Annotated in this window: 18 protein-coding genes; 12 read left to right on the plus strand and 6 right to left on the minus strand. The window is 61.2% G+C overall.

Annotation, left to right across the window (positions count from 1 at the left end; all coding sequences use genetic code 11):
- Positions 1-64 precede the first annotated feature (64 nt).
- The 3 genes from GJB56_RS28700 to GJB56_RS28710 all read right to left on the minus strand — a co-directional run bounded on the left by GJB56_RS28700 (position 65) and on the right by GJB56_RS28710 (position 2,416).
- A complete protein-coding gene (locus GJB56_RS28700) occupies positions 65-1,552 on the minus strand; it encodes an alpha,alpha-trehalose-phosphate synthase (UDP-forming) (RefSeq protein ID WP_113682268.1) in 1,488 nt (495 codons plus the stop codon).
- Positions 1,549-1,968 (minus strand): STAS domain-containing protein, encoded by a 420-nt coding sequence (locus GJB56_RS28705; RefSeq protein ID WP_019747460.1) that lies wholly within the window; start codon positions 1,966-1,968, stop codon positions 1,549-1,551. Before GJB56_RS28705 ends, GJB56_RS28700 begins: the two co-directional genes overlap by 4 nt.
- A 259-nt stretch (positions 1,969-2,227) precedes the next feature.
- The gene (locus GJB56_RS28710; protein WP_228117918.1) at positions 2,228-2,416 is read right to left on the minus strand and encodes a PI-type proteinase; all 189 of its coding nucleotides are present in this window, start codon (positions 2,414-2,416) and stop codon (positions 2,228-2,230) included.
- A gap of 165 nt (positions 2,417-2,581) precedes the next feature.
- Here GJB56_RS28710 and GJB56_RS28715 point away from each other — a divergent pair, with 165 nt between their 5' ends.
- Positions 2,582-2,830, plus strand: coding sequence for a hypothetical protein (locus GJB56_RS28715; protein ID WP_019747457.1), 249 nt, complete (start codon positions 2,582-2,584; stop codon positions 2,828-2,830).
- Between the two features lie 220 nt (positions 2,831-3,050).
- Here GJB56_RS28715 and GJB56_RS28720 read toward each other — a convergent pair whose 3' ends face one another.
- Together GJB56_RS28720 and GJB56_RS28725 are read right to left on the minus strand one after the other, a co-directional pair.
- A complete protein-coding gene (locus GJB56_RS28720; protein WP_202023085.1) occupies positions 3,051-3,542 on the minus strand; it encodes a hypothetical protein in 492 nt (163 codons plus the stop codon).
- Positions 3,539-4,117 carry an RNA polymerase sigma factor gene (locus GJB56_RS28725; RefSeq protein WP_020968728.1) on the minus strand — a complete coding sequence of 193 codons (579 nt, stop codon included), beginning with the start codon at positions 4,115-4,117 and terminating at the stop codon, positions 3,539-3,541. The genes GJB56_RS28720 and GJB56_RS28725 overlap by 4 nt, the downstream gene beginning before the upstream one ends.
- Positions 4,118-4,303: 186 nt before the next feature.
- Between GJB56_RS28725 and GJB56_RS28730 the strand changes: the two genes are divergently transcribed.
- The 9 genes from GJB56_RS28730 to GJB56_RS28770 all read left to right on the plus strand — a co-directional run bounded on the left by GJB56_RS28730 (position 4,304) and on the right by GJB56_RS28770 (position 8,042).
- Positions 4,304-4,768, plus strand: coding sequence for an Asp23/Gls24 family envelope stress response protein (locus tag GJB56_RS28730; protein ID WP_003943699.1), 465 nt, complete (start codon positions 4,304-4,306; stop codon positions 4,766-4,768).
- Positions 4,765-5,049, plus strand: a complete 285-nt coding sequence (locus GJB56_RS28735) for a hypothetical protein (RefSeq protein ID WP_021343181.1) — start codon at positions 4,765-4,767, stop codon at positions 5,047-5,049. Before GJB56_RS28730 ends, GJB56_RS28735 begins: the two co-directional genes overlap by 4 nt.
- 70 nt (positions 5,050-5,119) lie before the next feature.
- Complete coding sequence (locus GJB56_RS28740) at positions 5,120-5,308, plus strand: hypothetical protein (protein WP_230091099.1); 189 nt, start codon at positions 5,120-5,122, stop codon at positions 5,306-5,308.
- A 38-nt stretch (positions 5,309-5,346) separates the two neighbouring features.
- Positions 5,347-5,526 (plus strand): hypothetical protein, encoded by a 180-nt coding sequence (locus GJB56_RS28745; RefSeq protein ID WP_003943629.1) that lies wholly within the window; start codon positions 5,347-5,349, stop codon positions 5,524-5,526.
- Complete coding sequence (locus GJB56_RS28750) at positions 5,519-5,911, plus strand: Asp23/Gls24 family envelope stress response protein (RefSeq protein ID WP_019747452.1); 393 nt, start codon at positions 5,519-5,521, stop codon at positions 5,909-5,911. Before GJB56_RS28745 ends, GJB56_RS28750 begins: the two co-directional genes overlap by 8 nt.
- Positions 5,908-6,477 (plus strand): DUF6286 domain-containing protein, encoded by a 570-nt coding sequence (locus GJB56_RS28755; protein WP_069146120.1) that lies wholly within the window; start codon positions 5,908-5,910, stop codon positions 6,475-6,477. Before GJB56_RS28750 ends, GJB56_RS28755 begins: the two co-directional genes overlap by 4 nt.
- On the plus strand, positions 6,474-7,058 hold the full coding sequence (locus GJB56_RS28760; protein ID WP_113682270.1) for a hypothetical protein: 585 nt from the start codon (positions 6,474-6,476) through the stop codon (positions 7,056-7,058). The genes GJB56_RS28755 and GJB56_RS28760 overlap by 4 nt, the downstream gene beginning before the upstream one ends.
- A gap of 409 nt (positions 7,059-7,467) precedes the next feature.
- Positions 7,468-7,731 carry a GlsB/YeaQ/YmgE family stress response membrane protein gene (locus GJB56_RS28765; RefSeq protein WP_003943661.1) on the plus strand — a complete coding sequence of 88 codons (264 nt, stop codon included), beginning with the start codon at positions 7,468-7,470 and terminating at the stop codon, positions 7,729-7,731.
- Positions 7,732-7,844: 113 nt separating this feature from the next.
- On the plus strand, positions 7,845-8,042 hold the full coding sequence (locus tag GJB56_RS28770; RefSeq protein ID WP_019747449.1) for a CsbD family protein: 198 nt from the start codon (positions 7,845-7,847) through the stop codon (positions 8,040-8,042).
- A gap of 33 nt (positions 8,043-8,075) precedes the next feature.
- Here GJB56_RS28770 and GJB56_RS28775 read toward each other — a convergent pair whose 3' ends face one another.
- Positions 8,076-8,798, minus strand: a complete 723-nt coding sequence (locus GJB56_RS28775; protein WP_020906558.1) for a hypothetical protein — start codon at positions 8,796-8,798, stop codon at positions 8,076-8,078.
- A 306-nt stretch (positions 8,799-9,104) separates the two neighbouring features.
- On the opposite strand from GJB56_RS28775, the gene GJB56_RS28780 reads away from it, so the two are divergent.
- On the plus strand, positions 9,105-11,066 hold the full coding sequence (locus GJB56_RS28780; RefSeq protein WP_113682271.1) for a hypothetical protein: 1,962 nt from the start codon (positions 9,105-9,107) through the stop codon (positions 11,064-11,066).
- On the plus strand, positions 11,063-12,796 hold the full coding sequence (locus tag GJB56_RS28785) for a glycosyltransferase family 39 protein (RefSeq protein ID WP_046378102.1): 1,734 nt from the start codon (positions 11,063-11,065) through the stop codon (positions 12,794-12,796). Before GJB56_RS28780 ends, GJB56_RS28785 begins: the two co-directional genes overlap by 4 nt.
- The last annotated feature ends 27 nt before the right edge of the window (positions 12,797-12,823 follow it).

The raw sequence follows: 12,823 nt of genomic DNA on the forward strand, positions 1-12,823 counted from the left end.
TGACGATGAACTGAAACCAATCCTAGCTCGAGTCTCCGCTCACCCTTGACGCAAGCCCACGGGGTCAGTTGTTGCGTGCAAAGTCAGACTCGCGCTCCGTGACGAACTGACTGTCCGGGCGCGGTTCGGGCGGCGAAAGTGCAGTCAGGAACGACTCGGCCCACTGATGCACATCATGCGTCATGACCTGGCGATGCAGCGCAGCCATACGGCGACGGCCCTCTTTCGGATCCTGATGAACTGCGGTCAGGATTGTATTCTTCACGCCGTCCAAATCGTGCGGGTTGACCAGGTATGACTGTCGTAATTCCATTGCAGCACCGGTGAACTCGCTGAGAACGAGAGCGCCTCCGAGGTCGCCTCGGCAGGCCACGTACTCCTTGGCCACCAGATTCATCCCGTCACGCATCGGCGTCACGAGCATGACGTCGGCAGCGACGAACAGTGCGATCAGTTCTTCGCGGTCGACCGGCTGATACAGGTAGTGAACTACGGGGCGGCCGATCTGACTGTGGTCGCCGTTGATGCGGCCCACCTGTTCCTCGATGACACTGCGAAGGTCGATATAGTGTTGCACGCGTTCACGACTGGGCGTGGCGAGCTGCACCATCGTGTACTTCTCCGGATCCAAGCGGCCCTCGTCGAGGAGTTCCTTGAGGGCTTGCAGTCGCAGGTCGATGCCCTTGGTGTAGTCCAGGCGGTCGACTCCCAGCAGGATTTTTTCGGGATTTCCGAGCTCTTCCTTCAATTCGCGTGCGCGGCGCAGGACCGATTCGCTCTTCGACTGGCGCTCCAGCTCGGCCGAATCGACGGAGATGGGAAATGCCCCCACCTTGACGACGCGAGAGTCGAAATCCACATGCCCGAGCGCACTTCGAACACCGACGCCCGCGGTCGTTGTCTTGAGTCCGAGTAGTTTTCGGGCCAAAAACAGGAAATTGTTTGCGCCACCAGGCAAGTGGAAGCCGATCAGATCGGCGCCCAGCATTCCCTTGACGATCTCCTTGCGCCACGGAAGCTGCATGAAGAGCTCGACCGGAGGAAACGGAATGTGAAGGAAGAACCCGATCGTCAGGTCCGGGCGCAGTTCGCGCAGCATTGCCGGCACGAGTTGCAATTGATAGTCCTGCACCCAGACGGTGGCTCCGTCCGCGGCGCAACGGGCGGTTTCCTCGGCGAACCGCTGGTTGACCGCGACGTACGTGTGCCACCACGACCGTTCGAACGTCGGTGCCACCAGGACGTCGTGGTAGAGCGGCCACAGCGTGTCGTTGGAGAACCCCTCGTAGTACTCGGCGAGGTCCTGAGAGGTCAGCTCGACGGGAAACAGACGAAGGCCGTCAACCACTATGGGATCTACCTTCTCGTCCGCGACGCCCGGCCAGCCGACCCAAGCGCCGTCTCGCTGTCGCAGGATGGGTTCGAGAGCAGTGACGAGTCCACCCGGACTTCGCTTCCAGTTCTTGCCACCGTCCTCGTCGGTTTCGAGATCGACGGGTAGTCGGTTTGCGACGACGACGAATTCGGAGAGCTTTTCGAGATCGGTACTCACGCCGACATCGGCTCCGCCAGGGTCTCGTCCAGCACGGTGGTCGAGGACAGGTATGTGACCGCCTCGGCTGTCGAGTCGGTGAACACGATGTCTGCGTCCATCTTCAGAAGAGACAGCGGGCGCCTGACGGGGTGCGCTGCGACGAGCGTCCAAGGAACGCCGAGCCTTCGTGCCTTGGCCGACAGAGTCTCGATGATGGAAAGACCTCCGACGGAGATGAACTGGACGTCCGAGCAGTCGAGTACGAACGGGTGACGCTCACCGATCAGGTCGTCGACGCAGGCAGCGAAATCAGCTCGGGACCGGACGTCGATCTCGCCGCTGACCACGAGTGATTGAATGTTTTCCGCACACGTCGTGGTGAATGTGGGGGGACTGTCCGTACGCTCATCTGTAGTTCTCGAAAACTCGTTCATCGAAACTCCTGACGGATTGCTCGAAACGGTTCGTTCGAACGGTCTGGTTCGAAACGGTTTCGTTCGAAACCGGGAAACGGCACGGGAAGCAACGCACGAACCGTGCTCGTCTTCAACGGCTGGGTACTCAACCGTGCTGAGTGCCTACCTTACCGCATCGCGAAAACCCAGGTGAAAAGCGTTAGATCCGTAAGGATTTCAAGGACCCGTGAGCGTCGGCCCACGGGACCTTGGTCCCGATGACTGAGCTCTTGCGCGATCAGTCGGTGTCGGTTGCCGGGCCGGTACTCGAGGCTCCACCCTCGTCGGCCCACGTACGCTCGCCCGACGGATCGGTCTGAACGTCCTTGTGTGCGGCATCGGCCCCGGTTCCGGGACCGTGGTCGGTGCCGGTGGTCTGCGGCTCGTCCGTCTGATCAGTGCGGTCGGTGGAATTTCGTTCACTCATGGTGGCTGCGTCTCTCTGAAGGTTGGTGTTCATGTACTTGTCGTTTCTTGCTCACCCGCGAGGGGTACTCAATAGGGGTAGTACGTCACGTCGAGCCAGTACGTCACGTCGAGCCATACCAGCAAAGTCAGCTGTCACCGAAGCAGGAGATTTCACGTGAACCATATGACCGTGACGACCGAACACCTGCGTGCACTGCTGGGCAGCGGGCCCCATTCGGAATTGGTAGCGGTTGGGGGTGAGATCGAGATCTACGTCCCCGATGAAGAAGGGTTCGGCCTCGATGGTATCTCGCTTGTCACTCGCGAGCAGTTGGCCGAGCGCCTACCGTCCTCGCCCGACAACCCCGACGAAGGTGAACTACGTATCGCCGCAGAATCGTTGAGCGAGATGATCGCCGAACTCGGCGGCTGAAGTCTGAAGTTCGGGGCAGCTGACTTCAGATCTGCGGGATCGGATCCGGGGGATACGGGTTCGGTGGCGTCGGAGTCGGTGGCACGGGCGGGGGATTCAGCGGATCGGGTGGTGCCGGCGCGGGTGGTGTCGGCGACCCCGGGTCGGGGACGGGGCCCGGATCCGGTGGTGGGGGAGTGGTCATGAGTGCCGGGTTCCCAAACACTTGCCGAACAAACACCTAGTGCTCGGAGTGGCTTTTGGTGTTCTCCTCGGCAGGTAGATCATCCACGATGTCGACTACGGCGATGTGGACGTTCTCTGCAGAGACGGGTGGGTCCATGTCGCCGAGGATCAGGTGAACGACATCGACGACGGTGAATCGAACCCGGTCCGACAGTTCGGCCAGATCCACTCCGTATGGCGCTGCCAGTTCGATACGTAGTGAACGTATTTCGTGGCCGTCGACGAAGAACTCGATACTGCTCGGCGAGCAGTGGTGTCGAGAACGTATCTCGGCGGCCAAATGGGTGCGGAGTACGTGATCGCTCACCGACACCGTGCCTAGACGTGGACCTTCGGACGCGTGTGCGTCGAGCGGCCAACCGGACGCCGAGGTCGACCGTAGCGCCCGGATCACCTTGTCGCTGATTCGATCCCAGCCTGGCTCGGGAGCGTTCCGCAGGACGTCGGATGCGTGCGCCATCAATGCGTCGGTTCGTGATTCAGTCATCGCCACCTCGTCATTCGTTCACTCAGGTTAGCCCGTGCACGATGGTGATGCCCTCGCACTGCATCCGGAGTGAGTCTCAGAATCTTGCCGATTTGAACGAACGTGAGCATCTCCACCTCTCGCAGCGTCCAGGCCGCACGCTGGCGATAAGGCAATTCACCCAACGCTTCTTCCAGTGCCTCCAGGAACGCGGCGTTCGAGGTCGTGTCGAACGGGCCGGCCTCGGGAGACGGCACGAGAGGATCCAGCAGCTTGTCGTCGATCGGTTGCGCTCTCTTGATTCGATAGCTGTCCACGATCTTTCGGGAACAGATCGCGAAAAGCCATGTTCGCATCGACGATTCGCCACGAAATGAATCGAGTCGGCGCCACGCGGCCACGAAGGTGTCCTGGACTACCTCGAGAATGTCGCCTTCATCTGCGAGCATTCGACGCGCATAGCGGTGAAGTGCAGGTCCGTAGTAGTGCACCAGTGACTCGAATGCTTCTCGGTCGCCGAGTATCGCAGCGTCCACCGTTGCGGTGTCCAAGCCGTCAGGTGCTTCGGTGAGCCCCTGTGTGTGCGGTAACGCCACAGTCGCTCCTCTCGCGGGAATGCGGAAAACTCGGCTGCGTTCGAAGATTGTTCGCCCGGCCGGGGCGTTGAATGTTACGGACAGTAACTAACAAGTGTCAGTGATGCACGTCACCTGACTGGGGCATTCGGTTTTGCCTTCGAGTGACGACTACACAGGTAGATCGATCAACAGGAGGAGATGACAATGGTCAGCACACAGGTTGCGACAGCATCTACGAAGGATGTTGCATCATCGAACGACTCGGCTCTCGTGAGCTCTCAAGGAAAGACGTCGATCGCCGACACCGTTGTCTCGAAGATTGCCGGCATCGCCACGCGAGAGGTGAGCGGTGTGTACGACGTCGGCGGCGGAGCGTCCCGGGTTGTCGGGGCACTGCGCGAGCGGATCCCCGGCGCGAGTGTCAACCACTCCCAGGGAGTATCGGTCGAGGTCGGCGAAAAGCAGGCAGCGGTCGACATCGACATCGTGGCCGAGTACGGCGTATCGCTCGCCGATCTGGCCACCGGCATTCGCCGCAACGTCATTGCGGCGCTCGAACGGATGACGGGTCTCGAAGTGACCGAGGTGAACATCACAGTTCACGACGTCCACCTCGACGAGGGCAGCGACGACGAAACCGGCGAGCCCAAGACTGCACGGGTGCAGTGAGTTCCGAAATCGCTGACACCATCGCGGCGGCTGTGACGGGGGTACCTGGGGTCGCCTCGCTTCATGCCGGCATGTTCGGCGAGGTTGGCACGTACCTCCCCGGTCGCCGCGTCGTCGGCGTGCGGGTGACGGAGTCGTCGACAGACATCCATGTGTGCATCTTCGCCGACGCCGCCGTTCGAGACACGGCTTTACGTATCCGCCAAGCGGTTTCAGGACTCGTCACAGGCCCCGTGAACGTGACAGTGGAAGACGTAGTCGGTCGTGGACGCGATGCCTGAGCACTCTCGGGGTTCAGTTCCCGATCGACGATCCGCACGCCGAGAAGCGATCAGGAACTACCACCCCGACGTGGGCGGATCTGCCGACGCGCTCAATCGAGCACTCGCACGCGTCGACCGGGACTTCGCATCCCCGATCGGTGTGGTTGTGCGCACGTCGCTGCGCGGCACGATGCGACAGATAGCCAAACCCGTTCGGGCCCAGTACACGCGGGTGCGCGCTCGGTTTCCGGGTGCAAAGACCTACACCGAGATCTGACAGGCACCATCGAACATCATCCACAACGGAGGATTCACATGACCACCTCGACTGTCGGCCTACTGGCAGGACTACTTCTCGGAGTCGCAGCTGCTGCAGGCGGTTTCACCGGATTCCTCATCGCTCTGGTTCTCGGTGTGATCGGATACCTCGTCGGTGGTCAGCGTGACGGCGAGTTCGATCTCGGTGTGATGCTGAAGGGTCGCGGACGTGGCTGAGACAGCTCGACCGGAGTCGTCTGTGCTTGGTGAGCCGGGCGATCGCGGAACGCTGACGATTCGAGACAGAGTCGCGCAGAAGTTGGTTCTCGAGGCGACGCGCGGAACCCCGGGGGTGCGCCATCACGCCGCCGGCATGGACAAACTGACCGGGCGCGAATTGCCGAGGGCGCGAGTGCTGGTATCCGGCAAGCGGGTACGGGCCAAGGTGGACATCGCGATCGAGTGGCCCGGATCCTTGTCGGTCATCGGTACCGCGGTGCGAGAGAACGTGACAACCCAGTTGCAGTCTGTATCGGGCCTGGACGTAGACGGCGTGGACGTGGCGATCGTGAGCGTTCTCCCGGCATCGACCAAGCGTGACGCGGGAAGGAAAGTGCGATGACCGCCGACAAGGTCGCACCACCCACTGCCTCGAGGGCTGCTGCTCCTGTTCCCCTTGCGGCGCCCGGATCGGCCGTCACGGGATTCCTCATCGCCGCGGCGCTACTTGCGCTCGGCGTGGTCGGCGTCCGCGACGCGCTGGTAGATATCGGCGTGATCACCGGGTCGCAGTGGATACCAAGTGCTGCCGCATATGTGGACGGGCTCGCGTACCAGGGTTGGATGTTGCCGGTGGGGATCGCAGCCGTCGTTCTCGGCCTGTGGTTCGTCATCCTCGGACTCAAACCGCGACGAAAGACTGCCAATGCCTTGGTCGGAGTCGCGAATACATGGATCGATCCCGCCGATGTAGCGGCGATAGCGTCTGTTCGCGTCGAGTCACTGGCCCAGGTTCGATCCGCTTCGTCACACGCGACCCGGCGCAAGCTGGAAGTGAAGGCCTCGGTCACGCCCGATGGAGCCGCCACCGCTGAATCGGAAATCCGTGCGGTGCTGGGGGACTTGGCCGGGTCGCTGTCACCATCGCCGCGAATCAAGGTTCGTATCCAGACGGGATCGCTGTCATGACTCGGACGGCGACGGCGATGGATCGCGTGGCGACATGCGTCGTGGGGATGCTCGCGGTAGCGCTGGGAGTTGCAGCGATCCTGTGGAATCTCGACGTGATCAAGGATTTCCCGGCGCGTATCGAGATCCCGTGGGCTGAAGATCTTGTCGATCACTCGTGGTGGCCATGGGCTGTCGGAGCTGGGGGAGTATTGCTAGTCCTCCTCGCGTTGCGGTGGTTGATCGCGCATGTGCCGCTGCGTCGGGTGAAGGAGATCACGGTCCCTGGGTCGAACTCACACAATTCCATCACCGCGGATCTGGGTGCGGTGGCGGAAGGGGCGAGCGCATCACTGGAGGACTTCGACGAAGTGTCGCGTGTCCGAGGAAAAGCGTTGCTCGATCGTGGAGTTCGCACGATCGATTTGCGAGTGACATTGAGACGTAGCGTCGTATCCGGATCGGAAACGTTGTCCGAGTTGATTGCTCGCGTCACTGACACGGGGGATCAAGTCGAGTCGATGGTCGGTGATCCATCCGTCGCGACCAGAACTCACATCGCCGTGGAAAGCGCGAAACGCGATGAGCCGAGAACTCTCTGATCAATCGAGGTTTGAGCCTCCCGGTGACCGGGTATTGGTAGACCTCCCGATCGTGCACAGAGTCATGGATGTTGCTGTGGCACTGTGTGTCACGGTGCTCCTTGCGACCGTCACTTCGATGGCGATCGCGATCGTAGTGACGCTGATCATGTGCGCGTCGGTGAGTGTCGTTTCTCGTATGTGGTGAATCGCCAGTCATTTTGGTTCTGTCGTGAACACCTGATAGAAAGGTAAGCAGACAATGTGGCTGCTACTGAGTGCACGATCCCCCGCGTCGTGCGGCGGAGAGTCCGGTTGTGTGCAAACACAACCCGCGATCACGGTCTAGTTGCGCGGGCCGATCGCTCGGAACTCTCCCTTCACCGGCAGTCACTCATTGCGCCGTCCCTCTTTACTCTAAGGAGTTCAAATGCTTCCTCTCGGTATCATCGCCTGGATCATCATCGGTGGGCTGGCGGGTTGGATCGGCAGTAAGATCATGAAAACCGATGCGCAGCAGGGGATCTTCCTCAACATCGTTGTCGGTGTGATCGGCGGCCTGATCGGTGGTTTCCTGCTTCGAGTCTTCGGCGTCGATGTCGAGGGTGCAGGCTGGATCTTCAGCTTCCTCACTTGCCTCCTCGGCGCCGTCATCTTGCTGTTCCTGGTCAAGGCAGTCACCGGAAAACGCTGACACATTTGTCCACGCAGTTCGAGTTCGACTGAATCCCACGGCCGAATCCCACGGCCGAATCCCACGGCCGAACGCACGACCGAATCCACACCGAATTCAAGAAGGAGAAACACATGTCTGACTTCATCGACAAGGCAAAGCACCGCGCTGAGGATCTCATCGGCGAAGCCAAGGAAAAGATCGGAAATGCCACGGGCAATGACGATCTGGCTGCCGAAGGTGTTGCCGATCAGGGCGAGGCAAAGGTCAAGAAGGCCGGAGACACTGTCAGTGACAAGGTCTCGGATATCAAGGACAAGTTCACAAGCTGAATGAGTTTCGGCGCGGTTGACCGGGATGTCCGGTCAACCGCGCTTTTGTGTGTCTCCTCGGCCGTCGCGGCTACCGCGATACGCTAGCTTCCGCGTTTCCGCGAGCCACTCCGGAAGCATGCGCATGTGTGCCGGCCTGTTCAGGATCGGATCGAAGGACGGCTGGAGGCAATCCGGGTGGTCCTCGACTTCGTCGAGACAGAGATGTCCGATCGGTATCAACTGAAGTTGAATTCTCGCGAGGTACACGGAGAAGTGCAGCGGGGAATGATCGACCGCAGCTTTTAATGCAGACAAAGAAGTGCCGGCCGGGTGGACGCCGCGCGGTGTCACGATCAGCCACGCCGCGGCCCCGCCCGCGCGTGAGTAAGGGACCAGTGTGCTGTATCTCGCGCCGTTCCACGAGAAAGCCGGAGCTGGAAACATTTTCGAGAAGGTAGAAAGTCCTGATGTTGCGAGAAGAATGTCCCACGGGTTTTCATCTGCGCCGACATCGTGCAACCGAAGCGCCAGGCCAAGTATGTCGGGTAGGTCTCCCGGAATTCCGAGTGCTTTCGACATTCGAGCGGTGACGGTAATCGTCGACGACTCCGTTACCGGCCACCACGGGGTGGCCGGCTTCAATGTTCCCTTCAGTTCGATCCCGTGCGGGTGAAAAACCCTGGCCATGCGCAGCGATGATGCGAAGTAGAACGGTGCGCCGACCAGCTTTCCGATCGCGCTCTTGCCGGCGGGGATGATCGAATTGAGCGTCACAGCTTCCTTATCTGAGAATTCTCCGCCCCCCGAAGCGCCCAGACTGGACGGACGTTCAGGCGTGTTGACGGGCTTGCCGACGGTTTCTTTCGGCTTCCCAGCGGCAGCGATTGCTAATCATGTGACGCGCCGTAACAAAAGTCTCGCCGGTCGGGATAATTAGCCAAACGCACAAATTGGTCGTTATGGTTCGTTTGTCCGTAACGGTGCGATCGGACCTGCGACCGTCGCGAACTGGCGAGATTGCTACTCGTGATTTGTGTTTGGTGATTGCGCGGAAACAAGAAATGTCGAGGAGACACGCTGATGGGCCACTCTCGAACCTGGCTGACGCGCGCGCTGGCAATGCCGGTGGCTGTCGCGGTGACTTTGTTGCTTCCTCTCGGCAGTGTCGCCTCGGCCCAGGATTTCGAGGACGACGCAAATACTTCGGTGGTTGCCGCAGCCACAACTCCGATCTCCTTCACCGAACTCGGCCGAGGAACGGACATCGTGTTCTCTTCCGATGACGCACCAGTGTTGGTGACCGTGCCGGTGCCGGACGGACTCACTGCAACAGCCGTGACCGGAATCCTGACCGCCCCGACCGACTTCAGTAGGGGCTGGCTCGAAGTGACTTCGGACGGCAGATTGGTGAGCCGCGTCGACTTCGACGCCGGGCAGGCCGGGACCGGGTTACCGATTTCGGTTCCCTTGCAAGGTCTCGAAGTGGTCGACCGTAGCGTCACCGTGTCGATGATCGCTCACCTCGTTCCCGTCGACGACCGCTGCTACGACCGAACGAGATACCAGCCCCTCGCGCTCCGGGATGCCTTTGTCGCCTACGACGGTGCAGAGCGGCAGCCCACAACTGTTGCAACCTTCTTCCCGCCGATTTTGAGGAAGGCAACCATCTACGTCACGGATGGTTCGTCAGGGGCGCAGCAGAGTGCGGCTTTGCAACTGAGTGCAGCGATTGTCAACAAGTACGGAAGTCAGCCTGACGCCGTGGTGGTGGAGCAGCTGCCGAACGGTCAGAGTCTGCCCTCCGCTGAGCCGGGACTGTTCGAGAGAGCTGTAGTGCTCGGTAACAGTGGGGACGCCGGCATCGATCTCGCGACGGCGCCGAATGGTTCACCCGTGCTGCGGATTTCAGGGGATGACAAGACTCTCGTTCCTCAGGTCAGTCTCTTGGCGGCGAACTTCGACGGCTACTGGGCGGCGAGCAGAGCGCTGGCGTCACCGGACAACACGGTTGCCCAGATTTCCCAGGACGCCATCACCGTCGGTGAGCTCAAGCTCGGAACGCTGACGACTTCCGGTCTCAATCACATCGAGGTCGACGTCCCGTTCAGTCAGTCGCAACTGGGGCGCCCGATGAAGGATGTCTCGGTGCGAATGATTGGTTCCTATGTCCCGCTACCGAATTCGCGTAACGGAGAACTGTCGATCTCACTCGGGGATAGACGACTCGCCTCGCAGACGGTTAACGAGACAGGGCGCTTCGACATCGGCGTCGATGTTCCGAACGAACTCCTGCGTCGCGACTTGACGTTCGAGGTCTCGATGGATGTGACCGGCGACTTCCAGTGCGGCACTAGTAGCCCTTCTTCGCTCACTGTCGATCCGGCCAGCACCATCACGTCCACTACCGGATTCCCGCCGACGCCTGGAGGATTCCAGTCATTGCCTCAGTCGATGCTGCCCACACTCGATGTCGGTTTGAGTCACGGTGATTTCGCAGATCTCGTTCGAGCCCAGCGCCTCGTTGTCGCGATGCAGCGGTTGAGCTATCTGCCGCTGCAACCGCGCGTGCTCCCGTTCGGCGACGCGGCGACCAGTTCGCTGCCGGCGTTGTTGATCGCAGCGGACGGGACGCTGCCCACTCCGGTGGCTCTACCCATGGACACGGCAGATCAAGGACTCCTGCGCTTGCAGGGTCTGGAATTCGGTGGACAATACGGTGCCTTGCAGGTGGTTTCGGGTTCGCACAACGAAGTAGTGGCGCTGACGTCTGAGGGTGATGCGGCCGATGCCGACGGTCTGCTCAACTGGTTGGAAGGTGGGAAAGACCGGTTCGCAGAACTGACCGGCGATCTACTGGTCGCACCTCGCGGAGGTGAGCCGTTCGACGTCGGAGTCGACGTCGCCCCGTTGGGCACTGCGACCTCGGCCGAAGAAGAGACCGGACTGAGCGCGGTCACGATCGGCTGGATCGGATTCGGGACCGTGGTTCTGATCGCTGTTGCCGTCGGTGGTGTGCTCGTGGCTCGGCGTCGCGGACAGTGACCGTCACCGATCGCCCGGCCCTGTCCGTCGCGGTCCACGACCTACCGGGCCGGAAGCCATGGCGGATGTTCGTCGTGCTCTTCGCGATCTACACCGCGTTGGGCGTATGGATGAACGCGGGTATCGGGTTCATCTTCACCGATTCGCTCAGTCGTGTCGCCGCGGTGTCGGCGATGCTGCTCAGCCGTGATCCGCACTTCGCGGCGATCGGATTCGTGTTCACCCCGTTGACGGCGGCAGTCCAGATTCCGATGGGCCTGATGGGTCATTGGTGGCCGGATCTGCTGCGGTGGAACATCACTGCGGTCGTGATGTCCGCGGCCTTCATGGCTGGCGCGGTGATTCAGATACGCGGGATCAGCCGCGACCGTGGGTGTCCGCGATGGGTCACCGTCGTCCTTACCGTGCTGTTCGCTGTCAATCCGATGATCGTCATGTACGCGGCGAGCGGAATGAGCGAAGCTCCGTTCCTCTTCTTCGTTCTGTGGGCGACACGTCGACTGATTCGGTGGATGCGCAGCGACGACGTACACGACCTCATCGGTGCGGGCCTCGCGTTCGCTCTGGCGTACCTCACTCGATACGACGCATTGGCACCTCTGTCTGTCGCGGTGGTGCTGGTGACCGTGGTGAGTTGGCTTCGTTTTCAACCGACAGCGGAGGAGCGGGGCGAGGGCGCAGGACCTGGCTTGCGGCTCTGGGCAGCGGCGCTCGACGGCGCCGTCGTGCTGATGCCGGGTTTCCTGGCCTTCGCCTTGTGGTCGTTTGCCAGTTGGCTCATCACGGGTCAAGCGTTCCAACAGTTCTCGTCGGTGTACGGGAACAGTTCCATCCTGGAACAGGCTGGTGCCGGAACCGACTCACCGGTTGCCCGCCTTGCGTTCTCGATCACCGAAATGGCGGTACTCGGGCCGGCGCTCCCGGTGTTCGTGGTCCTGGCAGTCATCTACGCACTTCGGCGGCGCGACACCGAAGTGGTGGTGCCTCTTGTGCTGTTCGGCGCCATCCTCGGAGCGCAGACGTTGCTCTACCTGATGGGATCGACGTTTCCTCTTCTGCGCTTCTACATTTCGATCATTCCGCTGTGTTTCGTATTGGTCGTCCTGATCGCTCCTCGCGGAGCGCCGGTCATCACGCGTCGACCAGGGGCTGCTGCGTCGCGCTCGGTGTCGACGTACCCCGAGCAGGCGGGACCGTCTCTACCTCTTGTGATCTCCCTGTGCTTGCTGGTCGGGTCGACGCTGGTCACGTTTGTCGCGATGGGTAGTGCGCGGATCGCAGTGCTCGAGCATTCCATTGCCAGCGCGATCATTCCGGGCCGCCAGAACCTGGAGGAGCAGACGAATCTACGCACGTTTGCGGCCGAGCGTCGCATCGCCAGGTACCTGGACGACTTGGCTCTGCCGGAGGGGTCGGTTCTGCTCGACACCGTGCAGAGCTATGCCGTCGTGGCGTCGTCGAACAACCCTCGGCAATTCGTCGTGCCTTCCGATGCGGACTTCGTGCGCGTACTGAACAACCCGGCCGAACATCACGTCGAGTACATCCTGTCGGTTCCGAACACCGGTCGCGGTGTGTCGGACGCGGTCAATCGGCGTTATCCGACGATGTACGACACCGGTGCCGGCGGTGTGGGAGCACTGGTGCTCGAGGTGCCCAACGACGGCGGCATGGACCCTTCGGCCTGGCGTTTGTATCGCGTGACCGGTGAACGTCAAACGGGTCGATGAGGGAATTCGTGTGGGAGGATTGTCCGT

Origin of the sequence: Rhodococcus sp. AQ5-07, from assembly GCF_009707305.1 — a bacterium.
Taxonomy (GTDB): Bacteria; Actinomycetota; Actinomycetes; order Mycobacteriales; family Mycobacteriaceae; genus Rhodococcus_F; species Rhodococcus_F erythropolis.

Bases quoted from the DNA above. Each gene is read 5' to 3' on its own strand.
- GJB56_RS28765 (WP_003943661.1), top strand. From the start codon at position 7,468: ATGCTTCCTCTCGGTATCATCGCCTGGATCATCATCGGTGGGCTGGCG.
- GJB56_RS28760 (WP_113682270.1), top strand. From the start codon at position 6,474: ATGACTCGGACGGCGACGGCGATGGATCGCGTGGCGACATGCGTCGTG.
- GJB56_RS28730 (WP_003943699.1), top strand. From the start codon at position 4,304: ATGGTCAGCACACAGGTTGCGACAGCATCTACGAAGGATGTTGCATCA.
- GJB56_RS28710 (WP_228117918.1), bottom strand. From the start codon at position 2,416: ATGAGTGAACGAAATTCCACCGACCGCACTGATCAGACGGACGAGCCG.
- GJB56_RS28780 (WP_113682271.1), top strand. From the start codon at position 9,105: ATGGGCCACTCTCGAACCTGGCTGACGCGCGCGCTGGCAATGCCGGTG.
- GJB56_RS28705 (WP_019747460.1), bottom strand. From the start codon at position 1,968: ATGAACGAGTTTTCGAGAACTACAGATGAGCGTACGGACAGTCCCCCC.
- GJB56_RS28745 (WP_003943629.1), top strand. From the start codon at position 5,347: ATGACCACCTCGACTGTCGGCCTACTGGCAGGACTACTTCTCGGAGTC.
- GJB56_RS28755 (WP_069146120.1), top strand. From the start codon at position 5,908: ATGACCGCCGACAAGGTCGCACCACCCACTGCCTCGAGGGCTGCTGCT.
- GJB56_RS28770 (WP_019747449.1), top strand. From the start codon at position 7,845: ATGTCTGACTTCATCGACAAGGCAAAGCACCGCGCTGAGGATCTCATC.
- GJB56_RS28715 (WP_019747457.1), top strand. From the start codon at position 2,582: ATGACCGTGACGACCGAACACCTGCGTGCACTGCTGGGCAGCGGGCCC.
- GJB56_RS28720 (WP_202023085.1), bottom strand. From the start codon at position 3,542: ATGACTGAATCACGAACCGACGCATTGATGGCGCACGCATCCGACGTC.